This is a genomic window from Halomonas sp. R57-5, assembly GCF_900070345.1.
GTDB classification, from domain to species: domain Bacteria; phylum Pseudomonadota; class Gammaproteobacteria; order Pseudomonadales; family Halomonadaceae; genus Vreelandella; species Vreelandella ventosae_B.
Map to the genome: position 1 here is coordinate 4,048,003 of NZ_LN813019.1, position 23,477 is coordinate 4,071,479.

Genomic DNA, 23,477 nt, shown 5'->3' on the forward strand with positions numbered 1-23,477 from the left:
GATCACTTAGCGCGTCACCAAGACAATACCCGCCAAAATAACGCCGCCACCCAGCACGAAATTGATACTGAGCGGCTCATTGAGCAACAGGGTACCAAAAAGCACGCCGAAAAGCGGGCCTAGAAAAGAGAACACGCCCAACTGGGACGCGCGATAGCGGCGAAGCAGCGTGAACCACAGCATCAGCGCAGCAAATGAAATAATCAGCGCCTGAAAAACGAGGCTAGCAACCGCCATGGAAGTAAACTGCGCGCTCATTAACTGCCCCGACAGCGCCGCCACTGGCAGTAGCAGCAGCGCTGTCACACTCAGTTGATAGCTCAGGGTGAGCTCCGCGGGGGCCTCGGAAAGTGAGGTCTTGCGGATCACCACCGTCGTAGCCGCCCAAGAGAGCCCGGCGAGCAAACCCAGCGCATCGCCGATGATAATCTCGGTGCTATAGGAGCCGCTCGGCGCCATGGCAATCACCATGCCCAGAAAGGCCAGACCGACGCCCCACCACTGACGAGTGGAGAGCTGCTCCCCAGGCACCCAAAGATGCAGTCCAAGCGCGGCGAAGATGGGCGCGGTGTAGAGAAAGACCGACATATGCGATGCCAAGGTGTAGGTTAGTCCCCAAGCGACAAAAGCGAACTCAGCAGCAAACCCGAGCCCAACAAGTAACCCAGGCCCCCAGTGGTGCCCCACATCCACCCAGCGAATGCCGCGCCAATAGGCGAGCAACGCGACCAGGCAACCGGCGATGGTTGAGCGCAGGGCTATCTGCACCACAGGTGAGATATCCTCAGCCACCCCTTTAATTGCCACTTGCTGGAACCCCAGCACCAGACAAAACAGTAGCATTAGCGATGCTCCCATAGCATCCACAGACTTTCGCTGCGAACGCCCTACCCTGCTTGCAACATGGGCATTTGAGGCTAGCCTTTGATTATTCACTGTGAGCTCCTATAACATTAAGGCGCTCATTGCAGCAGGAAGCGAAACGGCATACAAACGATTACTTGTCGGGCCTAGGCTTAGGAAAACTCATGCTATGAGAATTGAGAGACTACCGCTGAATGCACTGCGTGCGTTTGCCGAAGCGGTACGAGAAAATAGCTTCAAAGCCGCCGCGTATCGTTTGGGGGTTACCCCTGGCGCCGTTAGCCGACAGGTCAAACAGTTGGAGGATCACTTGGGCGTGGTGCTGTTTGAACGTCACGCCAATGGCGTGTGTGCAACCGAAGCAGGCCGGGGGCTTGCTGAAGATGTGCAAGCGGGTCTTTTGCGCATCGCCAGCGGCGTGCAGAACGTCACCGAGCGCTCAGAAGACGCTTTTCGCTTGCTACTGAGTGCGCCACCCTCGTTCCTACAACTTTGGCTACTCCCCCGTTTACCCGGTTTTGAAGCCAATGAGCGGCAAATAGAAATCTCCCTGGATGCCGAGGCGCGCTTAACGCCGCCGTTATGGATGCCCAATAGGGCGCGCTTATCGCTGCGCTATGGCCAGGGGCCTTGGCCCGGCGTTACCAGCCAGCGTCTATTTGAAGACACCCTCTTTCCTGTTTGCTCGCCCACCCTGTTAGCGCAGGAAAATATACACGAGCCCGCTGACTTGCTGGCCCAGACACTGCTCACCGTGGATTGGTGCAGCCATGCGGTTCACCCTATCCCAAGCTGGCACGATTGGTTTAAAAACGCCGGGATGGCAATAAAAAAGATCCCCCAACAACGTCAATACTCGCTCTACAGCTTGGCGCTCGATCAGGCTATTGCCGGGCAGGGCGTGGTACTGGCCAGCTACCCATTGGTGGCCGACCGGCTCGCCAGCGGGGTATTGGTGCGCCCATTTGCGGAACGCTATCCGCTCGCTTCTCCGTTTGCCTATGAACTGATCCTGCCTTCTGAAGGCGTAACGCCACCGGCGGTGGCACGCTTCATCGAGTGGTTGGAGCAAGAAGCCGCTCGATTTCGGGACACATCGCTTTAGCCTTCTCGTTTGTAATCCTGAAACAGCCCATACTGCCACTGCCTTACTGCCAGCACTGAAGTGGTGCCAAATCGCTGGTGAATAGGCAGCCCGCTTTCCCGTTCACACAGGGAATGAAMCTCTTTAGCAAGGCGCTGCATGGTCTGCTGCCATTCGGCATTACCCGCTGGGGATAGCAGGCCATTGAGCACTACGAGCTTTTCACGGTCACTATCAAAACGGGAACGGAAAAACTCATTGGCAATATGTTGTTGAAAGAAGCGTTGGATCGGCCCGTCCGCCCGCCAGCGGAAATTGGCGGCTACCCGCCGCCTGATGCGGTTGCCGGGAAGTAGSTCAATAAGTTTAAGCCGCTCAAGCTTGAGTAGCTGCCGGGTACACTCCGGTTCACTTAGCTGGTACTGGTGATGAATTTCGTCGAAGCTATAGCCATTGATAACGCACACAGCTACCAGAAACAGCTCTCGGTCATCGACAATGCTTTGCTCCTGGGCCTGGGTCAGCTCCTGCAGACGCTGCTCCTCTGCCTGCATGGCCTGCACCAGTTCAGCAAACTCAAGATTAAGCTGATCACAGATGCACTCTAGCCGCGCCAAGGTAAAGTGCTTTTCAGCGAACAGGCGCTTCACCGAGGCCTCGCTCAGCGCCAACCACTGAGCAACATCGGCATAGGTTTTACCCTGAGCGCGAAGCTGGCGTTTTAGCATTTCAATCAGCGAATCGGCTTKGGACATAAAAACCTCATTAGGCAACGTGAAAGGGCACGACGCATAAAAGTAGCAAATACTACTACCAATCAGCACCCATGACACAACTTCGCGCATCAGAGTTGCATCCAGCGAGCCTCATGTAGAAAGTGCTACGACTTCCAGAAATTGATAAGGCAACACCACCATGCATCGACTGCTGCACTTGAAGGGCGCCTTGCCCTATCTGATCGCCATCTTTCTCAATGCGTTTGTGGACCTAGGCCACAAGATCGTGATTCAGAATACGATCTTCAAAAGTTACGATGGCACTGCCCAGGTTGTGCTCACCGCGCTGGTCAACGGGCTTATCCTGCTGCCGTTTATCCTGCTGTTTAGCCCGGCAGGCCATGTGGCCGACACTTACCCCAAGGTACGCATTCTGCGCACATCGGCCTGGGCCGCGGTGGTAGTTTCTCTGGGCATTACGGCGGCTTACTATCAGGGCTGGTTTTGGCTGGCATTCGCGATGACGCTACTGCTGGCCATTCAGTCGGCCTTTTACTCACCGGCCAAATACGGCTTGGTGAAAGGGCTGTTCGGCAAGCCTCGCCTGGCGGAAGCCAACGGGCTGATCCAAGCCGTCACTATTGGGGCCATTCTGGCGGGCACCGTAGCGTTTACCGCGCTGTTTGAGACCTGGGTAATGCCAGATGATCAAACCCCAGCGCAGCTGTTGCGCCAAATAGCACCACTGGGCTGGCTACTGGTACTCAATAGCGCTATTCAGGTGGCGACGCTTTACCGCCTGCCGCTGGATAACACCACGCGACCGGATACCCCGCTCACCTGGCAGCGCTACATCAAGGGCGCTGCCCTGAAAGATAACCTGCGGATTATCGCTCGCCAGCCCGTGATCAGGCTGTCCATTATCGGCCTTGCCACGTTCTGGTCGGTGGGCCAAGTGCTCCTGGCTGCCTTCCCCGCGTATGCCAAAGATGCCCTCAGTATTGATAACACCCTGGTACTGCAAGGCATTCTAGCCGCTAGTGGTATCGGGATCGCGCTGGGCTCTATGCTTGCCAGCAAGCTTTCACATAACCGCATAGAAACGGGCTTGATTCCCGTCGGTGCCGTCGGGGTGGCCGTGGGTTTATGGTGCCTGCCGCTGTTAACCACACCTGTTGGCCAAGCGCTGAACTTTGTGTTTATCGGCATGATGGGTGGGCTGTTTATTGTGCCACTTAACGCGCTGATTCAGTTTCACGCCGCCGACAACGAGCTAGGCACCGTCCTGGCCGCCAATAACTGGATTCAAAACATCGCCATGCTGGGCTTTTTGCTGCTCACGGCGCTGTTCGCACTGGCGGGTGTTGATAGCCACTACCTGCTGCTACTCATTGCCACGGTGGCGATGGTCGGCGGCGGCTACACCATTATTAAGCTGCCGCAGAGTTTGGTTCGCTTTCTGTTGAGCTTCCTGCTGACACGCCGCTACCGGGTCGATGTACATGGCTTGCAGAACCTACCCGCCCAAGGCGGCGTGCTGCTATTGGGCAACCATATCAGCTGGGTGGATTGGGCCATGGTGCAGATCGCCAGCCCCCGCCCTGTGCGCTTTGTCATGCTCAGATCGGTTTACCAACGCTGGTACCTCAACTGGTTCTTCAAAGCACTCGGCTGTATTCCCATTGAGCGCGGCAGCGGTGCCGAAAAGGCCTTGTCCGATGTCGCTGAACAGCTCAACGCGGGCGAGGTAGTGTGCCTATTTCCTGAGGGGGCGATTAGCCGCACTGGCCAACTGGGCGAATTTCGCCGCGGCTATGAGCGCGCCTGTGAAATGGCTAACCCCGATGTAAAAATCGTGCCTTTCTACCTGCGCGGCCTGTGGGGCAGCCAGTTCTCCCGCTCCTCCAGCAAATTAAAAGAGCTACGCAACGCGCCGCTGCACCGTTCGGTAGTGGTCGCCTTTGGTAAGCCGCTGCCTAAAGATACCCCCGCTGATGTGCTTAAACGGCGTATTTTTGAGCAGGCTACCCGTTCCTGGCAGCGGGCCATGGGTGCGCTACCCACCCTGCCTAACGCCTGGATTCAAAGCGTTAAGCGCCGCCCTAGCGACCTTGCCCTGGCGGATACGCTGGGCCGCCCACTCAACGCAAGCCAAGCGCTCACCGCCAGCCTGCTGATGGCAAAACGTATTCGCAAGCTCAATCCAGGGCAGAACGTTGGCCTACTGCTGCCTACCAGCAGTGCCGGGGTTATCGCCAATATGGCCACGCTGCTAGCGGGTAAAACGCTGGTGAATCTTAATTACACCGCCGACCAAGAAGCGTTGACGTCCGCCCTTTCCCAGGCAGAAATCACCACCGTGTTCACCTCACAGCGCTTTGTGAAGAAGCTTGAGCAGCGCGGGCTCAACGTTAGCCAATTGCTTAGCGAGAAGCAGGTGGTCTTTTTAGAAGACCTGCAGACCACGATTGGCCATGCCGAGCGTTTGAGCACTTGGCTTGCCGTGCGCCTATTACCCACGTGGCTACTGCAGCGCTGCTTCTGCCACGGCCATGATGCCGATGCCACCGCCGCCATCCTGTTCTCTAGCGGCAGCGAAGGCGAGCCCAAAGGCATAATGCTCAGCCACCGCAACCTGATGGCCAATATCAAACAGACCTCTGACGTGCTTAACACCCAGAGCAACGACGTGGTAATGGGCTCACTCCCGCTGTTTCACGCCTTTGGCCTTACGGTCACCCAGTTGCTGCCGCTGATTGAAGGGCTGCCGCTGGTGTGCCACCCCGACCCCACCGATGCTCCTGGCATTGCGGGCGCGATTGCCAAGCACAAGGCCACTATCATGTTTGGCACCTCCAGCTTTTTAAGGCTGTTTGTACGTAGCTCAAAAGTGCATCCGTTAATGCTGGAAAGCTTGAGAGTGGTGGTTGCCGGGGCGGAAAAACTCGACGACAACGTACGCACCAGCTTTGCGCTGAAATTCCACAAGCCCGTATATGAAGGCTACGGCGCCACCGAAATTGCCCCCGTCGCTTCGGTCAATCTTCCCGATGCCATGGGCGTTCACTATCAGCAGGTGCAGCGTGGCAGCAAGCCAGGCACCGTGGGGATGCCGCTGCCCGGCACCAGCTTCAAAATCGTCGACCCGAAGAGCTTTGAAGAACTGCCCACCGGCGAGGCAGGCATGATATTGATCAGCGGCCCGCAGATCATGCAAGGCTACCTCAATGACGCCAAGCGCACGGCCAAGGCGCTCCACGAGTCCGATGGCCACCGCTGGTACATCACAGGAGATAAAGGCTTTATCGACGAAGACGGCTTTTTAACCTTGATTGACCGCTACGCCCGCTTCGCCAAGATCGGCGGCGAAATGATCAGCCTCAGCGCCGTTGAAGCGGCAGTTAAAGCGGCCTTGGAGAATACAGACACGGCGTTGATGGCGGTTAGCATCCCCGATAGCCGCAAAGGCGAGCGCATTGTGCTGCTGTCAGAAACAGCGTTAGACGCCAAAACCGTCAAGGCCACCATGCTCGCCAACGGTACGCCAGCCATGATGGTTCCCAGCCACTGGTTTACGGTGGAGACCATTCCTCATCTTGGCTCTGGGAAAGCGGATTTCGCAGAGGCGAAACGTTTGGCTCAAGCGCAGCTGGAAGATACTCGATAGGCGCTAAAGAACAGGAATGCTTTACCAACATGCCCCTCTTAGCTGCCAAGAGGGGCTTCTTTATGGAGGGGAAAATACTGAACCTTTATTCCATGAACTCAGGATTTAAAGGTGTTTTAAAAAGAAGCCTAACAACAGCTCGTAATGCTTATTCTGCCCAGCGCTACTGGGTATATGATCTTCGCCTTCGTAGTAATGCACTTCCGGGCTGCGGCCATGCTTGAGTAGGCGCTGTTCCAAGCGCTTGGTCATTTCAACCGACCACATACGGTCTTGCGTGCCATGGGAAAGAAACAGCGGCCCAGGGTAGCGTTCGATTTCAATCGGCGTGGTCGGCAGCAAGCCTTCGTGACTATCACGCCATGTCCAGGCGCGTTTGCTGACATCCCAGGCTTGCCAGCCCGGGTCACCCGCATCTCGGAAGCTACGGGCATCAAAGGCACCGCACACCMCATCGGGCGGGCTATGGGCGGCGATAGCATCAGGCAAACCAGCAACGGTATCTCTAGCCATCAGCGAGCCGAGCAATAACGCGTGTTCGGCACCGCGTGAAATACCATAAAGCCCTACCCGCTCATCAACGAACTGGAAATCCCTTAAGGCTTTAAACGCTTCCACGCTGCGATCCAGTGGGTAATCAATAATATGCCCGGCGTTCCAGGCATTACCACCGCTTGAGTAGCCATAAGGAAACGCCAGGAAACCATGGGCGGCGAATAGCATCGCGTCACGATGGCTCCACCCCGCCCACGCGCCTTCAGAACCATGCAACAACATGACGGCTGGAAAAGGGCCATCACCCGGTGGGCCATAGGTAACGCCCCAGCCGGGTAGTAAACGCTGCAGGATATTTAAAGGCATCTAGCCAACCCGCCTTTCACCATAAACTTCTCTTTCCTCACCATGATACTTACCAAGCACAGTAAAAAGAGTGAAAGTGATGTAGAAAGCGGTCACTTCTTGTACCTAGGTAGTCTCAGCGCCATAAGGCTTTATAAGGTCAAAACACGTAGTTTTTCCCTGGGTTCTTTAAACGAGTCGGTAGCGATGCCAAACCGCTCCGAAAGCTCGCAGATTTGGCGCCAGTTCAGCTTGCGGCGCCCACTGAGAACTTCAGACACCACCGATTGAGCGCCAATTTCAGGTAGCTCGCTCTGCGCTATCCCATGCTCTTGCATAAGGTAGCGAAGTACCTCATTTCCAGACACCTCAGGCATCGGGCGATGTGCTTCATCATAGGACTCAATGATATCACCCAAGCGATTCGCCAGGCCGGCAAGTGGGTGTGTCTCATCGTCACCGACAAGATCAAGAATTTCATCAAGCGCCTCGACCCGGGCATCGTATTCAGCTTCGGAATGTGGATCGCTAAGAAGAGGGGCAAGATAAACCCAGTGTTCCGTCGCTTGCTCAACGAGTGCGTGCATAGTCACTCCTTTTTCCACTTACCCTTGTCATAACAAGACTACTTTATGGGTAAAATACGCGAAAGCGTTATCTGCCGCTGCACAAACACCCTTTATTCAGATGGTTTTACCTCAACACTATCCACTCCCCCCGTGCTTTTGCCTTGGGCCCCACGGGCGATATCGTTGTGACTGATCACCACAATTTCTCTTGGCCACCACTCGGGATGATTATCGCGGATAAAGGCCAACAGCTGCTCGCGTACGTTCATTTCCGCTGTCCAACCCGCCAAAGGGTCTGAGGTCATGAGGTAGCAGGTGACGGTTTGCGCCGTTCCTGTTTGTGCCGTTACGTAACAGAGCAGCTTATGGTGTTCGATAACGCTGTCTTCTTCTTTGGCGAATTCGAGGAATTTATCCCTTAGCAACCCAATATTGGCACTTAGGTGAAGCGTCAGCGTCAATGACCGGTACATCTTGGTACTTTTTACCGACAAATTATCGAAAGGCTTAGAGGTAAAATAGGTGACGGGCACAATCAAACGCCGCTCGTCCCACGACCTTAATCGAATAAAGGTATAAAAGATGCCTTCGACATAGCACCATTCGCCTTCAAAGATCACCAAATCGCCAATGCGAATGGGTTTAGCAAACGATAGCTGAAATGAGGCGAGGATATTGCCAAGCACCGTTTGGCCCGCCACACCGACTAATACAGCCAATACGCTGGCAGACGCCAGAATCGATAAGCCAAGAGTTTCGAAGAGCTGAACCTGACCCAGTATGTAAATTGATACGGCTGTCACGGTGAGCAGAATAATCCCCCGACGCAGCGCATAGAGTGAGGTTAGCAGTCTGCGTTCGTCTCTAGGCTTAGTATCATCGATTTCGCCTACGATACGACGCGTCAAACGTAGCATGATGGTATCCACCAAGCGCAACGCAATGGTGCCAACTCCCCAGGCCATAATACTGATTAACAGTACCCGAAAGGTTGTGGTGGCAACCGCAGAAAACGACACMACATAATCCAGTACCATCTGAGTGACTAGCGACATCGCAATCAGCGCTGCTGGCATACCAATTTGACTGGMAAAGATGCTGGATACCCSGGAAGGCAGCCATTTCGACATCAAGCCAATCGAACGGTGAACTCCACACCCTACAAGCCCGATAAATAGTACAAACAAGGGAATCGCAATCCACTCCCAAATTCTCAGGATGCCAAACGAGGCCTGGAAGCGTTCGGGAATATAGCTTTCCAATGCTGAGGGACCGTACTGCTCATAAAGCGCCGGAATGTAGGACACGCTGATGGGCATAATCAGCCAGGCTGGCTCCTGGTCACCCACACGGTATCGACCCAAGCGAATATCGTAGGTTTCGCCATCGGCTTTTAAAGAGGAGACTTCAACGTTGCGGCGGGTCTCGCCAACGCGGGGGTTTTGACCTGCGGGATCTTCAATCACCGCGTCTTCACGACCGGGCAGATCGGAAACGCTCAACCACTCGCCGCGTTGAAAAATCTCTGCCAGTTGCCGAGCCAGCTCACGCCCCTGCTCGCGCTGTTCCGCTTCCGAGAACTCGGAGAGGTTGAGTATATGGGCGGCGGCTGCATACTCCTCCTGATCCGTCAGTTCCAGAAAACTCCTGATCGCTTCCCGTGGTGTTACCCGGTTTACCTCTTCTGGGGCCTCACCAAGCCCGATATTCAGCGAGTCAACGGTAAACCACCGACTGTCCTCGCTCTCTCCTCCTTGAGTTTGCGCCGCACATAGGCTGGAGAAGGTCAGTGCCAGAACCAACAACCCCCATGCGAGCCACGAGCCGTTTGCTTTCATATATGCCTTATTCATTGAAGTGGGCCAATTTGCTGACCACCGACAGGCCAATTACATAGCCAGCCCCGCGTAAAACACGGCGCCATCCTTGTCAGTAGAAGCGCAAATTACAGCCTACCTTGCTTGATGGTGCAAGGCGCACCATGGTTATTGCAGGTGAAAGGTGGCCAACAACACGAAAACTGGCAATTACTTAGTCGTTTCACCCAACTGATTAAGCTCATCATCGTACATGGCTACCAATAGCGGCTCACCCTGGGKATTCACCCGAAACTGCCCGTAGCGGGCAGGCTCGTAGCGTTCGGCGTGGCCTTCCTGGAAAAAGAACGCATCGGTGGCAAAGCGCACTTGGCCATTGCGCAACCGATAGCGCAGTTGCCGTTCGTGATCGGCTAAAGAAGTGCCATCATCCAAGCGCTGGAAGTGAGCGATACGCTGTTCATCCAAGCGCACAACCACCACCCCATTGCTGGCTTTCAATAAATCGTTGTCACTCTCAGCTTGATGAAGCATGGTTTGAATTTGGTCTCCCAGCGCAAAGTTGAGCGCCATATAGTCGCCCTGCATCAGTGAACGCGGGTCGACGGGCGCCAGCTCCAGGTAGACGATTTCTCCCTCGGCCAAATGGCGCTCTTTCTGCCAAATCGCCCAGTTCACCACTGCGAGCATCAGCAGTGTGGTCACAATAACGACTGTCCGGTTCCACTTAGCGCTACACATCATGGTTTTGGCTCCCGCTTATCATCAAAAGGATCAAGCCGCCGTAAAAACCAACGTAACGATAAGAGCATTACCCCTATCACAATCAGCGTTAATGCCTTGATTAATAACGTGGTATCCAACCAGTAATAATAACTACCAATGGCCAGCAGTAACGAAAACACACCTAGCCCCACCAGCAAGCGATGGCCAATCGCAAAACCCAATAGCAACAATACAACGCCTTGCACAACCGCTGGCACGTAAACTGAAATCAGCAGTATCACGGCCACACCTAGAGCAGCACGCCGATACAGCATGGGTGAGCGATGGGTAAAAATGCTATGCAGCAGTAACGCTAGCGTCAGCGCTAGCAATGCGGCGCTTAACCCAGGGGCTATCCAACGATCTATCCAAATGTTCATCCAGGCGCTGTCGCCGCTGATTGGCCCTTCAAACCAAAACCAGAGTGGCTTGCCGCTATGCGCTAACCCTTGCATGACCAGCAGCCCCATTAGCAAGCCATAGCCCCACGCCTGCACACTCTTTATACGATGKGGCCAGCGAAACTCATTGAGCCAAACCAACGTCACTGCTAACAGCACCAGTCCACTGGCCGTTTGTTCCCCGCTGCTAATCGCCAAGGCCATATACAGCGCCAGGCTGGCGGCAAAAGCAGAAAATACTCGGTGCACGTAGCTTGGCATCACCAGCGCCAGCAAAGCCTGCAAGCCAAATAACGACCATCCCAGCAGCGACCAAAATGGGTAAGCGGAGCCACCCCAGAACTCTATAGCGGCCCAAGCCACTAGCAATTGCCCAGCCAGGCTCACCGCCAGCGCCAAGTGTTCAAGCACATCACTGCGCGCCGTGCGTAGTAACGCAAACGCAGCGCTTATCATAGCAAGCCCAAGGCCTAACGACGCCGCCGGACTCTCCACTACAAACACTACGCCCATGGCAATAAAGCCGAGCAGGAACAGCGCCGCCAGCCAACCGGAAAACGCCTGTAGTACGCGCACAAACCAGGGTGTTTCAAGCGGTGCTGGGGGAGCGGGCTCATTCAGCGTAACGCCTGCTTGGATCAGCCTAGCTTTTAAACCATCGACACTGCGCGTCACTGGGCAATCTCCCGATGTAGCCGCTTCAGCCATACCACTGCCCCTGCGCCCATGGCAAACACAGCTATCGTCAGCAGTAACAAACTGCCCGCTTGCCAATCGCCCTCCCATAGCAAGACCCTGGCAAGCAGTAGCGTGGCCACCGTTAACAACGAAATACAGCCACCCGCAATCATAAACAGCTCCGGCCGCCAGAAGCGGTAAACGCCATACAGCCCGGCCAGCCAGAGTGGGTAAATCGCCAGTACAGAAGACCATAAGAGGCCTGCATCGACGATCAAGGTGATCATTAACAGCGTTATCGGCACGCCGCTACCCACCGCCAGCAAGCGCACTGCCCACTGCCGTGGCCAACCTCGGTAACCGGCGCCCCACTCCCAGGCTGCCAAGGCCAGGGTATTAAACAAAAACAGCCCCCATTGAGCGGCCTCACTACTGGCCAAAACGCCAAATGGCCCGCCCCAGGTACGAAAATAGAGCCCGATGGCCAAATTGAGTACCCCCAGCCACAGCACCCAAAGCAGTTCAAAGCGCGCCACCCACACCCATGGCAGCGTAAGTAACGCCCAGGCAAAGAACAGCTGCCAAGTGTCAGCACCGGTTTGGTAGACCTGCCCAACTAGCGCCAGCAGAACGCCGACCAACAGCGACGCTGCCGTTAGCGCGACACGCCGAACCGTCGGGCTAGCCTTGCCCCAAACGGCGATACCCACCGCCAGCACTATCGCCACTTGCACCAAACAAAAGCGCAGCCAGCGCCCCATTTCTGCCCAGTTGTAGGCCACGAAAAACAGCACCGCGAAGGCCAACGCCAAGCCGCCTAGCCACAGCAGCAGGCGATCGATAAATACCGCCCAGGCGCGGGGAGAAGGATGTAGCCCGGCAACCTCTACGCCGCGCACCACCTGCTCAGGCGGTATTACTCCCTGTTCGATCAAGGCCACTAATTCACGGCGTGCCGCAGCCATCGCGTTTACTCCAGTTTGGTGAAACGAAGTCGAGCAATCCGAGCAGGCGGCAGGAAAGAGTCTGAGCGGGCATCTTCCCAATAGTGCTTGAACACCGTGTGCTCGCACTTTGCATTGAGCAACTCATTGGGCTTCAAGAAAGCAAATATCTGATCGTAGGACTGAATCTCATTTTCCGAGACACGCCGGATAATGTGCTCGGGCCCCAGTTCGCTAGGGTGGCTAAGCCCTGCGGCGCCCAGCATTTCCGCCAGCGCTTTTAGGGTATTACGGTGGAAGTGGTAGACCCGCGCAGTCTTATCGGCCACATCCAAATGGCGGCTGCGGCTGGGGTCTTGAGTAGCTACGCCGCTGGGGCACTTGTCGGAGTGGCAATTAAGCGCCTGAATACACCCCAGTGAAAACATAAAGCCCCTGGCCGAATTGCACCAATCAGCCCCTAGCGCCATGGTTCGGGCAATGTGAAAGCCGGACATGACCTTGCCCGCCGCACCAATACGAATCTCCTCGCGCAACCCGGCTCCCACCAGGGTGTTATGAACCAGCGTGACGGCCTCGGTTAATGGCACCCCCATGCGATTGATAAGTTCTAGCGGCGCCGCACCAGTTCCCCCTTCACCACCGTCCACGACAATAAAATCAGGCCGCTCACCGCTTTCCAGCATGGCTTTAACGATCGCAAACCACTCCCAGGGGTGACCAATCGCCAGCTTAAAGCCAACCGGTTTACCACCCGAAAGCGAACGCAGGCGGGCAATAAACGCCATCAGTTCCAGCGGCGTCGAAAAGGCCGAGTGAGCAGCAGGGGAAATCACGTCCTGCCCCATGGGCACTTCCCGCGCTTCGGCAATTTCTGCGGTGACCTTGGCCGCTGGCAGTATGCCGCCATGCCCAGGTTTGGCGCCCTGGGAAAGCTTAATTTCGATCATCTTCACCTGATCGTCACGGGCGTTGGCAGCAAAGCGCTCCTCGTTAAACGAGCCATCATCGTGACGGCAGCCAAAGTAGCCAGAGCCTATTTCCCAGACCAAATCACCACCGTGCCTGCGATGGTAACGGGAGATCGATCCCTCCCCGGTGTCGTGATAAAAACCGCCCTTACACGCCCCCGCATTAAGCGCTTCAATGGCGTTGCCCGAAAGCGAACCAAAGCTCATCGCAGAAATATTCAGTACGCTTGCCAGGTAAGGTTGACTGCAATGGCTGCCGCCCACGCGCACACGGAAGTCCGCGTTTTCAATAGCGCAGGGAAGTAGCGAATGGTTGATCCATTCATGCCCCGGCTGATACATATCCAGCAGAGAGCCGAAAGGCTTCTTGTCGCTCTCGTTCTTAGCGCGCTGGTACACCACAGCACGCTGCTCGCGGGAAAAAGGCCGCTCATCGAGATCCGATTGAATAAAGTACTGACGTATTTCCGGCCCGATGGACTCCAAGACATAGCGGAGGTGGGCCAAGATCGGGTAGTTACGGCTGACCGTTCGCCGCGTTTGGCGTAGATCATAAAGCCCCAGCCCAGCCAACATGCCAAAGATCGCCACGCCCCACAGCCACGTTAATGAGACTCCCAACCCTACCAGCGAAACCGCCAGCAGTATCAGGCAGACGACAAAGACAGTATTACGCAGAGGAATACGGGTTAACCCCCGAGCTTCGATCATCAGTACACGAGCTCCTTCTTAACACGCCGCCACAGAGGAAGGCCCTTCAAACCGGCGCTATTTAAACGTAATGGATTTGTGTAAGTTCTGGCGAACTTACGACACCCATTGATATCGAATGCAGCATTCACCCCGTATGCTACCCGTACAGGCTCTAGTGGAGACACCTAATGCTAATAAAGATTGCCAAACCGAGTGATTTACACGAATCCGATGTCACGCCGGAATCCATCTACCTCTCCCGGCGGCGCTTTATGGGCGGGATGGCAGGCCTAAGCGCGGGACTCGCCCTATCCGGCCACGTGCAAGCCAATGCCGACTACTCCGATGTACCCGAAGGCGATGCCCCCGCGTGGCTAAAGGAGAAAATCAGCGACACTCAATGGCGAGCTATTACCCCTAGCGACCCAGACAAAGATAAAATCGCCCCCTTTGATGATGCCAGTGGCTACAACAACTTTTTTGAATTCGGCACTGACAAGGGCGACCCCGCCCGCCATGCGGGTAGCCTGGAAACCCAGCCCTGGAGCGTGGTGGTCGATGGCGAAGTCAATAACAGCGGGCGTTTTGCCCTGGAGGACTTCGCCAAGCCCTCACAGTTTGAAGAGCGCATTTACCGCCTGCGCTGCGTCGAGGCGTGGTCGATGGTGATTCCCTGGCTGGGTATTCCGCTGGCGGAAATCATCAAGCGCGCCGACCCCMCCAGCAAAGCCAAGTACGTGCGCTTTGAAACCCTGGTAGATCCCGAGCAGATGCGTGGCCAGCGCTCCTCGTTCTCAATCATCGACTGGCCCTACGTGGAAGGGCTACGTTTAGACGAAGCCATGCACCCGCTAACGCTGCTGGCCATGGGCATGTACGGCCGCGAGCTGCCCAATCAAAATGGCGCGCCCCTACGGCTGGTAGTGCCCTGGAAGTACGGCTTCAAGAGTATCAAGTCGATTGTGCGCATTTCGCTGGTGGAAGAGCAGCCGGTTAACTCCTGGCAGCAGATTGCCTCGGATGAGTACGGCTTTTATGCCAACGTTAACCCCGAGGTTGACCACCCCCGCTGGAGCCAAGCCACCGAGCGGCGTTTACCCAACAGCCTATTCAACCCCAATACCATCGATACCTTGATGTTTAACGGCTACGCCGATGAAGTCGCCGAGATGTATGCGGGGTTAGATTTGAGGAAGAACTACTGATGACAACGCAGCACAAATGGCTAGCCTGGCGCGTCGCGGTATTTCTGGCGGCGCTAGCACCACTGCTGTTTTGGAGCTGGCAGGTGGCGAATAACGCCGCAGGCCCCGAACCGGGGCGCTACCTGCTACTGAATATCGGCATTGGCGCGCTGTGGTTGCTGCTATTCACCCTTAGCCTTACCCCACTGMCCAAGCTCACCCGCTGGAAAGGCTTTGCGCTGATCCGCCGCCAGCTGGGCCTCTGGACGCTGGCCTACGCCACCCTGCATATGCTCAGTTACGCGCTGTTTATTCTGGGGCTTAACTGGGCATTGCTGGGTAGTGAGATCGTCAAGCGTCCGTATATTATCGTCGGTATGATCGCGCTAATCGGCCTTGCCGTGCTGGGGGCGACGTCTAACAAGTGGTCGATGAAGCGCCTAGGCAAACGCTGGAAGCCGCTACACAAATTCTCCTACGCCATTTTGGGGCTGGTGCTGCTGCACTTCTTCTGGGTGGTGCGCGCGGATATGCAGGAGTGGGCCATGTATGCCGCTATTGCGGCGCTCATCATGTCCACTCGCCTGTCCCCAGTTGCCCGTACACTGCCTAAACTTCGCCATCGATTGAGTCGTACTTAGGGCTTGTAAGAAAAATCAACCGACGAAACCTAGCCAAGTACGCAGCGAAGATGCTTACGATAAGCCGCTTTATCGCGATCGACATCCGGCATCTTCATTACATCGTTGGCGATAAAGGTCGGCAGGGCTTCTAAGCCGATAAATTCCTGCGATTTGTGGAACGGGAAATAGACACCATCCACACCGCGCCCTTCGAAGAAGTTGTCAGGCTCATCGAACGCTTCCAAAGGCGCGTTCCATGTCAGCGATAGCATATAGCGACGGCCCTGCAGCAGGCCACCACTGCCGTACTGCTTGGTCGGATCTTGGCGGCTGCGGCCATCGCTGGCGTAGAGCGAACCGTGGCCTTCTGTGAATACCTCATCGATGTAGCGCTTAACGATCCAGGGCGTTCCCATCCACCAACCCGGCATCTGATACACAATGGTGTCCGCCCATAGGTAGTTCTGCACTTCGGTCTCAAGATTGTAGCCTTGATCAACTACCGTCTCGCGCACCTCATACCCCATTTCCTGCAACGTACTCACTGCCACGCCGTGCAGGGTATTGTTGAGCTCACCGCCAGAGTGGGCAAACGCTTTACCGCCATTAATCAACAGAACTTTCATCAAAACAACCTCTCACGATAGCTAGCACCCCCATGCTCAAAAGCTTTTGCATGGCGCTTAATGAGCGGTATTGTGGATTCAATGCATGCGAAAAAATAGCGACATTCAATCAAGACACTTTTGACTTAAAATCAACAACCCTATTATTTACCATTAAGGCAACTGATAACGTTATGAAAAGCACCCTTGAAGAGCAGCAGGCCTTTGTGACGGTCGTCGATAGCGGCTCCATCACCGGTGCCGCCGAACGGCTTGGCATTACCATTTCAGGGGTTAGCCGTGCGCTCAATCGCCTGGAGCAAAAAATCGGCGTTACCCTGCTACGTCGAACGACGCGCCGCTTAGAGCTGACTGAAGAGGGCGAAACATTTCTAAACCATTGCCGCCGTATTCTGGCCGCCGTGGAAGAGGCCGAAGAGGCTATGTTGGATCGCCATAACCAGCCCCACGGCCGGTTACGAATCAACGCCGCCCCCAGTTTTATGCAGTTCGTTATTGCCCCGCTGATTGGCGAGTTCCGCACCCGCTACCCTGGCATTACACTGGAACTCGACACCCATGACCGTTTTATCGACCTGCTGGAACAGCGGGTTGATCTGGCCATCCGCATCGGCAAGCTGGAAGACTCATCGCTTCACGCCCGCCTCCTCGGCTACAGTCCGCTGCGCCTTCTGGCCAGCCCCTCCTACCTTGAACGCCATGGTACGCCGCAAAGCACCGATGACCTTCTACAGCACAGTTTGCTAGGCTTCAGCCAGCTCGATCATCTTAACCAGTGGCCGCTTACCTGCGCCGACGGGCAGCGCTTACATATTACGCCAGTGCTCGCCGCCTCAAGCGGCAGCACGCTGATAGAACTGGCCATGGCCGGACAAGGCATTGTTTGCCTAGCCGACTTTATGACCATCACTCCGCGTCAGCAAGGCACCCTGGTGGATGTACTATCCGACTGTACTGAACTGCAGACCCAAGCTGTGAACGCCGTGTATTATCGCCAAACCACGCTTTCTCAGCGCACCCGATTGTTTATGGAGTTTTTAGCTGAACAACTGCCAGGGAAGTATTTGATCGCTTAAAACACTCGGTCAGCCGCCCCGAGTGCCCAGAAGCTGTTTGAGAACACGCGACTCCAGCACAAAGGGAACGGACATATGATCTTCGCCCTCCACTTTGTGGAAACTGCTACGTAAACCGTATGCCGACAGGTCTTCAAGCCGCTGATAAAGCTGACTAGCATCCTGCTGGTTCTGGAGTGAGTCGTTGTCGGCCACGATCAATGACAAGCTGTGATGAATAACACTGGTCTCTCCGGCTTCAACCTGCTGCCTGAAGTCGCGTTCATGTTTCAACAGATAGCTATTATTCCACCACAGGCTGGGACTGGCGGCGACGATGTGATTAAACAGATCCGGCCGAGTAAATAAGGCATAAATTGCAAACATACCGCCAAAAGAGTGGCCATAAAGACTCTGGTGATTAGCATCAACAGGAAAGCGCTCGGCGACGGTAGGCATCAAGCTGTGCTCGATAAAATCCAACAGCTCATCCTGTCCGCCCTGAGGTGGCGTGTTTTGCTCCTCGGCCACCGGCGGTGATAAATCGTAAGAGCGCCGCAGGAAGTTATGCGGCGCTTCGCCCGGATAAGCGATGCCCACAATAATGGCCTGGCGGAACGGCTCCTGTGCCCGCTTGGCCTCATGCAAGGAAGCGAAATAAGCGTTGCCATCCAGTACATAGATCACCGGGTAACCGCCGCTGTAGGGCACCTCGCCTTCCGGTTTGCTGATCAGGATACGATAGACGGCGCCTTGCTCGTTTTGCATCGTCCACTCCAGCGTCTGATCCAGAGTCACTTGACGCTCGTCCATTACTGGCGACGTCTGAGCATGCGATGTGGGCACTGATGCAGCCAACAAAACCAGCCCGGCAAACACTAAATTATTAACGAACAGTTTCATAAATCGTTGCCCCCACGATGCTGGTTCTCATCACCATTGGTAAGCGATGCTACCAATCAGACTGCGACCGGCTCCGCGATAGCAATAGATGCCCTCACAGGAGATATGCTCTTCATCCGTTACGTTGGTGGCGTTGAGGCTGGCACGCACCCCCTGCAAAGAGCCCGCAAAATCATAGTGTGCCGCCATATCAATCAAGCTGTATGCAGCGTTTTTATTGCTGTTGGCATTATCAATGTACTCACTACCGATATAGCGCACCCCACCGGAAAGACGCAGTCGTTCCAGCGCAGGAACGCGATAATCCAACCACAGGGACGCCAGGTGACGCGGGGTATTCGCCAGGTCACTGCCCTCGTTGCCATCATTATCCGCGGTGATTTCGCTGCGGTTGTAGTTGTAGCTTGCAGTCATGCGCAGGTCGTCGGTGACATTCCCGACGGCCTCAAGCTCCAGTCCACGGGTACGCACTTCTCCGGTTTGTACTTGAAATAGCGGGTTCTCGAGATCAGTGGTTTTACGATTGGCTTCATCGATCTGGTAGACCGCCGCAGTCAGCATCGCATCACTGCCCGCTGGCTGATATTTCAGCCCCAGCTCAAACTGCTCACCTTCGGTAGGATCGAAGTCATTGCCGCTCACATCGGTACCGCTCTCAGGCAGGAACGATTGCGCATAGCTGAAGTACGGCGACAGCCCCGAATCAAATGCGTAGAGTGCGCCAAAGCGCCAAGTGTTTTTCTCATCCCGGCTTTCGCTGGCAGTACCGGTGAGGTTGTTGCGAGTCTCGTCACGCGCCCAGTCGCGGCGGATTCCTGCGGTCAAACGCCAGTTATCGAGCTTGACCTGATCCTGTAAATAAAGACCTCTACGGTGGGCTTTCCCACTGTCTTTTGTCCACACGTTACTCGGCTGGGCTACAGGCTGACTGTAATCCGGGTTGTCGATATCGATCGACGGCGCGCTGCCGCCCGCATAAATGACATCGTTCTCGAGATAGGCGTAATCGGCGCCTAGCATCACCTCATGTTCCACCCCGCCCTGATCGAAGGTTGCCATCAGCCTAGTATCAGTACTAAGAGACTCCATCTCTTCGTAAAGGCCGACACTGCTGCGGCTTAGCGTTGTTCCGGACAAAGTGCCTGCTGAAAGGTACTGGTTGGTGGTATCCACCTGACCGTAGCGCACATTTTGCTGCAGTTGCAGCTGGTCACTCCAGCGGTGGTTAAATTCATAGCCCAGTGCCCACTGCTCTTGATCCAGCTTGTCAAAGTCTTCATCGCTGGACCAAAAATGGGTCAGGTTATCACCGTCCTGGTAAGGGCGCGGCGATGCCGAGGTCTGGCGCTCCTGGTACTGGGTAATGAAGGTAATGTCGGTACGATCGCTAATCTGCCAATAAAGAGATGGCGCCAGCAGCGAGACGTCATTATCGACCTGTTCAATGTCCGTTTGCGCATCGCGCATAACGCCCACCAAGCGGTACTGCACATCGTTGCCCATATCACCACCCACATCGAACTGGCCTTGCAGATGGTCATGGCTGCCCACCTGCAGTTGCACTTCCTGTGGCGCATCAGCACTTGGACGTTTGCTAACCCGGTTCACCAGCCCACCCGGTGATAGCTGGCCATAGCGCATCGAATCAGGGCCTTTGACTATCTCAATTCGTTCCAGATTATAGGGCACGGTGGAGTAGTAGGAGAGCCAACCGCTATTGGGTTGGCGCAAGCCATCCAGAAAATCGCCATGATATACCGTCGGATACCCCCTCACCGATATCAAGTCAAAGCGCGGATCCATCCCCGCTGCTTCAACCCGAACCCCAGCCGTATAAGCCACCGCCTGCTCTACTGACGACGGCTGCCGGTCACGAAGCTGCTCTTCGGTGACCACACTGATACTTTGCGCAAGCTCTATCAGCGGTGTATCGGTTTTGCTGCCCGCTGRGGTGCTGTAAGCTAAATAACCGTCACTACTGATTCGGCTGCCTACCACTGCCACGGTATCCAATACCATGTTTTCTGCCGTACCTGTTTTTTCCATTACATAGTCCGCAGGCCCGCGCTTGACCACTTTCAAACCACTGCCCTGAAGCAACTGGGCAAACCCCTCCTCCACGCTATAACGCCCATTCAATCCAGCGCTTTGCAGGTCATCAGTGAGATCAGCGGGGAAGGACAACACAATGCCCGCATGGCTGGCGAACTGGCTCAATACACTGCCCAGCGATCCCGGCTCGATGCTGTATGCCTGCTGGCTAGCAGCCTGTTGCGCCTGCCCGTCCGTTGTTTGCGCCTGCGCTGCTTGTAGGGGCAACAGTGCCATCGAACTCATCAGGGCACAGCCCAATGCGATACCACCAAGCGCGCACGTGGGTTTGCCATGGTGGTATCGGATGGATATGAATGTCTGCTTGGGGTTAAAGGGTGTGGTCATCTTTATCTCGTTAATTCCAGAATCGGTTGCTTTATCTCTGGGTCGAACGAGATCGAAAAAGGGACAATAAATAATCCAACTTTTTATTCGCTAGATTTGAGAGCTACCCAATATTGGGTCAGTCGGTCGACGCTAACCGGCAGCGCATTGGCAATGGCTTGCAGCGCCCGGTCGGTATCATCAATAGGGAAAGCGCCTGATACCCTCAGCCCGGCAATGGCGGGATCAAAACGCAGCACGCCTGTACGGTAACGGCTCAACTCTGCTACCAAACGGCTCAACGGCCAGTCCACCGCTACCAGCAGACCGCGTGTCCAGCTATCCGCCTGGGCGGTGGCGGTGGCAACCTCTACAGAGCGTGAGCTCATCTGCGCCTGCTCTCCAGCAACAAGGCGCTGGGTCTTGCCACCAGCCAACTGCGGAATCAACTCGACCTCATCCTCCAGCACGGTGACTTGGGTAGACGTGCCCTGCTTGCGCACGGTAAACACGGTGCCCAACGGCACAACAGTGCCTTGCTCGGTATGCACCTGCAGCGCTTTAGCGGCGGCAACGCCTTTCGCCCCTTKGCCCGTGCGAATAAAGATTTCGCCTTCATAGAGGCGAAGCAACCGCGTGGTCGAGGTTTCCACTACATCCAGCGCGGTGGCCGTGTTAAGTACCAATTGCGTACCGTCGGCCAGGGTATATTCGCGGCGCTCGCCCCGTGCGGTGCGGTGACTGGCCATCCAGCTTTCTATTGGCGCCTGCTGCCAGGCCAACGAACCCAGAACACTGCCTGCTGCCAACAAGGCAAAACTGCGCAGCACTGCTCGACGGCTATGCCCCTGGCGCTGCTTGATCTGCAACGCATCAAGCGAAGGGGCTCCAGGAATCTTCTGCAGTTGCTGACGCAGTTTTTCTACCTGCTGCCAAGCCCGAGCGTGGGCCGGATCCTCCGCTAACCACGCATCATGGGCGTTTTTTTGCTGTTCGGTAACCTCCTCCGAGCACAGCAGCGCATACCAGCGGGCGGCAGATCTGAGGATATCTTTGCGGGCTACCCGGGTATCGCTCATAGCGGTTCATCGCACATCAGTAGCAGGCAGTGCTCGGTGGCTTTGGCTATGTATTTTTTTACCGAACTGACAGAGACCCCCAAACGCTCGGCGATTTCGGCATAACGAAGACCTTCCAGGTGGCAAAGCAGAAACGCCTGGCTAACCTTTTTGCCCAGCCCTTCCAACATTTCATCGACCTGAAACAGCGTCTCCAGAATCAGGACCTGCTCTTCCGGCGAGATAAACACCGGCTCGGGTTGCTGCTTCAGGGCTTCCAGCCAGGCTTTTTCCAAGGCATCCCGACGCACAAAATCCACCCACACCCGGCGGGCAATGGTGGTCAGAAAGTTACGCGGTTCATGGAGTTTGCTAATTTGGTCGGCGTTACTCGGAGAGGTGAGAATGCGCAGAAAGGTATCCTGAGCCAGATCAGCCGCCTGCCAGCTGCAGCCCGTCTTGCGCTGCAACCAATGCTGCAGCCAGCCATGGTGAGCACTGTACATATCAGCCAGCGGCGTACTTTTAGCTGAACCCGGCATTCTCCCCCCCAAACGATCAGCAAACGGAGGGTAATTCTAATAACAGCATTCAGTTAATACAAATCATTATTATTTTCTTTAACTATATTGTCGCTCGCTTTAGTGGTGACCCACTCATTAAAGACCCGCTGCGTAGTATCGGTTCCCTTGTGGGCATAGTAGACCAGCCGCAGGTGGCGCTCTTCATCAACGGTGAGCGTCGTGTGTTCAAACGCGACAGCGCCGATCCCATCCAGATAAAGATGGCGCACGCCCTGACAAGGCGCGTTGACCTCCTGATTTTTCCACCATGCCTTAAACTCAGGCGCCACTTTGGTTAGCTCTTCAACCAATGCCTCTATGGCGGGATCTTCGGTCGCACGGGCAAAGTCGCGTCGGAAGCTGGATAGCATTTCGCAAACCTGCTCTTCCCAGGGTGATAACAGCTGACGCATGGCAGGCTCGGTAAATAACAACCAGAGCATATTGCGGCGTTCAGGTGCATGGGCAGAGAAGTTGAACAGCTTATCAGCGGCAGCGTTCCAGGCCAGCACGTCCCAGCGTAGGTTCAGGATATAGGCGGGCCGTGTGGGCAGGTCGTCCATCAAGGTTTGCACCAGTGGCGGCACGCTGCACCAGGTTTTGCCTAGCTCAGAGGGTAAACGCTGATGGGCAAGCAAGAACAGATGGCGGCGTTCAGCCGCATCCAGCTTGAGCGTCTTGGATAAGTTGTCCAGAAACGTCGCCGATACGCTAATATCGCGGCCCTGCTCCAACCAGGTATACCAAGTCAGCCCCACGCCCGCTAAAGCGGCGACCTCTTCGCGCCTTAACCCAGGCGTGCGCCTTCGACGGCCATGAGGCAGCCCCACCGCTTCCGGGGCAATTTTCTCGCGATGCTTGCGTAGAAACGCAGCCAAGTCTTCCCGCGTTCGATTTAGCGTCCGGGCAGCAGTCATTTTATTACCTTTAGTAACTTATCACTTTTAGTAATAGTATAAATAGTTAAATTGTACCCCTTTAAAAGCCTCTCCAGAATAGCCCTTCGCTGGCAAAACAGCGCTGGCGGATTCTCTTCTA

Annotated in this window: 20 protein-coding genes; 5 read left to right on the plus strand and 15 right to left on the minus strand. The window is 55.5% G+C overall.

From position 1 onward, the window contains the following. Window positions 1-6: 6 nt before the first annotated feature. Complete coding sequence (locus HALO_RS18440) at window positions 7-843, minus strand: DMT family transporter (RefSeq protein ID WP_231896750.1); 837 nt, start codon at window positions 841-843, stop codon at window positions 7-9. 190 nt (window positions 844-1,033) lie between these two features. On the opposite strand from HALO_RS18440, the gene HALO_RS18445 reads away from it, so the two are divergent. Continuing rightward, the gene (locus HALO_RS18445) at window positions 1,034-1,969 is read left to right on the plus strand and encodes a LysR substrate-binding domain-containing protein (RefSeq protein WP_035577025.1); all 936 of its coding nucleotides are present in this window, start codon (window positions 1,034-1,036) and stop codon (window positions 1,967-1,969) included. On the opposite strand, the gene HALO_RS18450 is transcribed toward HALO_RS18445, so the two are convergent. Further along, complete coding sequence (locus tag HALO_RS18450; protein WP_050714211.1) at window positions 1,966-2,703, minus strand: helix-turn-helix domain-containing protein; 738 nt, start codon at window positions 2,701-2,703, stop codon at window positions 1,966-1,968. The genes HALO_RS18445 and HALO_RS18450 overlap by 4 nt on opposite strands. Window positions 2,704-2,863: 160 nt before the next feature. On the opposite strand from HALO_RS18450, the gene HALO_RS18455 reads away from it, so the two are divergent. After that, window positions 2,864-6,331: an acyl-[ACP]--phospholipid O-acyltransferase gene (locus HALO_RS18455; RefSeq protein WP_035577023.1), complete on the plus strand. Its 3,468-nt coding sequence runs from the start codon at window positions 2,864-2,866 to the stop codon at window positions 6,329-6,331. Window positions 6,332-6,436: 105 nt separating this feature from the next. On the opposite strand, the gene HALO_RS18460 is transcribed toward HALO_RS18455, so the two are convergent. The 7 genes from HALO_RS18460 to HALO_RS18490 all read right to left on the minus strand — a co-directional run bounded on the left by HALO_RS18460 (window position 6,437) and on the right by HALO_RS18490 (window position 14,027). Further along, complete coding sequence (locus tag HALO_RS18460; RefSeq protein WP_050713823.1) at window positions 6,437-7,192, minus strand: alpha/beta hydrolase family protein; 756 nt, start codon at window positions 7,190-7,192, stop codon at window positions 6,437-6,439. Window positions 7,193-7,323: 131 nt separating this feature from the next. Beyond that, entirely contained in the window at window positions 7,324-7,758 is a 435-nt protein-coding gene (locus HALO_RS18465; protein WP_035577017.1) for a helix-turn-helix domain-containing protein, read from the minus strand. Window positions 7,759-7,850: 92 nt separating this feature from the next. Beyond that, the gene (locus HALO_RS18470) at window positions 7,851-9,578 is read right to left on the minus strand and encodes a mechanosensitive ion channel family protein (RefSeq protein ID WP_050713824.1); all 1,728 of its coding nucleotides are present in this window, start codon (window positions 9,576-9,578) and stop codon (window positions 7,851-7,853) included. A gap of 189 nt (window positions 9,579-9,767) precedes the next feature. Continuing rightward, window positions 9,768-10,301: a GDYXXLXY domain-containing protein gene (locus HALO_RS18475; RefSeq protein WP_050713825.1), complete on the minus strand. Its 534-nt coding sequence runs from the start codon at window positions 10,299-10,301 to the stop codon at window positions 9,768-9,770. After that, window positions 10,298-11,431 (minus strand): DUF4401 domain-containing protein, encoded by a 1,134-nt coding sequence (locus HALO_RS18480; RefSeq protein ID WP_231896751.1) that lies wholly within the window; start codon window positions 11,429-11,431, stop codon window positions 10,298-10,300. Before HALO_RS18480 ends, HALO_RS18475 begins: the two co-directional genes overlap by 4 nt. Beyond that, entirely contained in the window at window positions 11,395-12,366 is a 972-nt protein-coding gene (locus HALO_RS18485) for a DUF2157 domain-containing protein (protein WP_035577012.1), read from the minus strand. Before HALO_RS18485 ends, HALO_RS18480 begins: the two co-directional genes overlap by 37 nt. Window positions 12,367-12,371: 5 nt before the next feature. Further along, on the minus strand, window positions 12,372-14,027 hold the full coding sequence (locus tag HALO_RS18490; protein ID WP_035577011.1) for an FMN-binding glutamate synthase family protein: 1,656 nt from the start codon (window positions 14,025-14,027) through the stop codon (window positions 12,372-12,374). 170 nt (window positions 14,028-14,197) lie between these two features. Between HALO_RS18490 and msrP the strand changes: the two genes are divergently transcribed. After that, complete coding sequence (gene msrP, locus HALO_RS18495) at window positions 14,198-15,214, plus strand: protein-methionine-sulfoxide reductase catalytic subunit MsrP (RefSeq protein WP_050713826.1); 1,017 nt, start codon at window positions 14,198-14,200, stop codon at window positions 15,212-15,214. Beyond that, entirely contained in the window at window positions 15,214-15,834 is a 621-nt protein-coding gene (gene msrQ, locus HALO_RS18500) for a protein-methionine-sulfoxide reductase heme-binding subunit MsrQ (RefSeq protein ID WP_050713827.1), read from the plus strand. The genes msrP and msrQ overlap by 1 nt, the downstream gene beginning before the upstream one ends. 29 nt (window positions 15,835-15,863) lie before the next feature. Here the strand turns inward: msrQ and HALO_RS18505 are convergent, their stop codons facing one another. Next, window positions 15,864-16,442 (minus strand): NAD(P)H-dependent oxidoreductase, encoded by a 579-nt coding sequence (locus HALO_RS18505; RefSeq protein ID WP_035577008.1) that lies wholly within the window; start codon window positions 16,440-16,442, stop codon window positions 15,864-15,866. A gap of 173 nt (window positions 16,443-16,615) precedes the next feature. On the opposite strand from HALO_RS18505, the gene HALO_RS18510 reads away from it, so the two are divergent. Continuing rightward, window positions 16,616-17,518 (plus strand): LysR substrate-binding domain-containing protein, encoded by a 903-nt coding sequence (locus HALO_RS18510; protein WP_035577005.1) that lies wholly within the window; start codon window positions 16,616-16,618, stop codon window positions 17,516-17,518. A gap of 9 nt (window positions 17,519-17,527) precedes the next feature. On the opposite strand, the gene HALO_RS18515 is transcribed toward HALO_RS18510, so the two are convergent. The 5 genes from HALO_RS18515 to HALO_RS18535 all read right to left on the minus strand — a co-directional run bounded on the left by HALO_RS18515 (window position 17,528) and on the right by HALO_RS18535 (window position 23,356). Continuing rightward, complete coding sequence (locus tag HALO_RS18515; RefSeq protein WP_035577002.1) at window positions 17,528-18,400, minus strand: alpha/beta hydrolase; 873 nt, start codon at window positions 18,398-18,400, stop codon at window positions 17,528-17,530. Window positions 18,401-18,430: 30 nt separating this feature from the next. Beyond that, entirely contained in the window at window positions 18,431-20,728 is a 2,298-nt protein-coding gene (locus HALO_RS18520) for a TonB-dependent siderophore receptor (RefSeq protein ID WP_231896752.1), read from the minus strand. A 194-nt stretch (window positions 20,729-20,922) separates the two neighbouring features. After that, window positions 20,923-21,897: a FecR domain-containing protein gene (locus tag HALO_RS18525; protein ID WP_050713828.1), complete on the minus strand. Its 975-nt coding sequence runs from the start codon at window positions 21,895-21,897 to the stop codon at window positions 20,923-20,925. Then, the gene (locus HALO_RS18530; protein WP_035576998.1) at window positions 21,894-22,418 is read right to left on the minus strand and encodes a sigma-70 family RNA polymerase sigma factor; all 525 of its coding nucleotides are present in this window, start codon (window positions 22,416-22,418) and stop codon (window positions 21,894-21,896) included. The genes HALO_RS18525 and HALO_RS18530 overlap by 4 nt, the downstream gene beginning before the upstream one ends. 53 nt (window positions 22,419-22,471) lie before the next feature. Further along, window positions 22,472-23,356 (minus strand): helix-turn-helix transcriptional regulator, encoded by an 885-nt coding sequence (locus tag HALO_RS18535; RefSeq protein WP_035576995.1) that lies wholly within the window; start codon window positions 23,354-23,356, stop codon window positions 22,472-22,474. Between the last annotated feature and the right edge of the window lie 121 nt (window positions 23,357-23,477).

Excerpts from the sequence above, each read along its gene's own strand:
- HALO_RS18440 (WP_231896750.1), bottom strand. The coding sequence starts at position 843 with ATGCTACTGTTTTGTCTGGTGCTGGGGTTCCAGCAAGTGGCAATTAAA.
- HALO_RS18445 (WP_035577025.1), top strand. The coding sequence starts at position 1,034 with ATGAGAATTGAGAGACTACCGCTGAATGCACTGCGTGCGTTTGCCGAA.
- HALO_RS18455 (WP_035577023.1), top strand. The coding sequence starts at position 2,864 with ATGCATCGACTGCTGCACTTGAAGGGCGCCTTGCCCTATCTGATCGCC.
- HALO_RS18465 (WP_035577017.1), bottom strand. The coding sequence starts at position 7,758 with ATGCACGCACTCGTTGAGCAAGCGACGGAACACTGGGTTTATCTTGCC.
- HALO_RS18485 (WP_035577012.1), bottom strand. The coding sequence starts at position 12,366 with ATGGCTGCGGCACGCCGTGAATTAGTGGCCTTGATCGAACAGGGAGTA.
- HALO_RS18490 (WP_035577011.1), bottom strand. The coding sequence starts at position 14,027 with ATGATCGAAGCTCGGGGGTTAACCCGTATTCCTCTGCGTAATACTGTC.
- HALO_RS18505 (WP_035577008.1), bottom strand. The coding sequence starts at position 16,442 with ATGAAAGTTCTGTTGATTAATGGCGGTAAAGCGTTTGCCCACTCTGGC.
- HALO_RS18510 (WP_035577005.1), top strand. The coding sequence starts at position 16,616 with ATGAAAAGCACCCTTGAAGAGCAGCAGGCCTTTGTGACGGTCGTCGAT.
- HALO_RS18515 (WP_035577002.1), bottom strand. The coding sequence starts at position 18,400 with ATGAAACTGTTCGTTAATAATTTAGTGTTTGCCGGGCTGGTTTTGTTG.
- HALO_RS18530 (WP_035576998.1), bottom strand. The coding sequence starts at position 22,418 with ATGCCGGGTTCAGCTAAAAGTACGCCGCTGGCTGATATGTACAGTGCT.
- HALO_RS18535 (WP_035576995.1), bottom strand. The coding sequence starts at position 23,356 with ATGACTGCTGCCCGGACGCTAAATCGAACGCGGGAAGACTTGGCTGCG.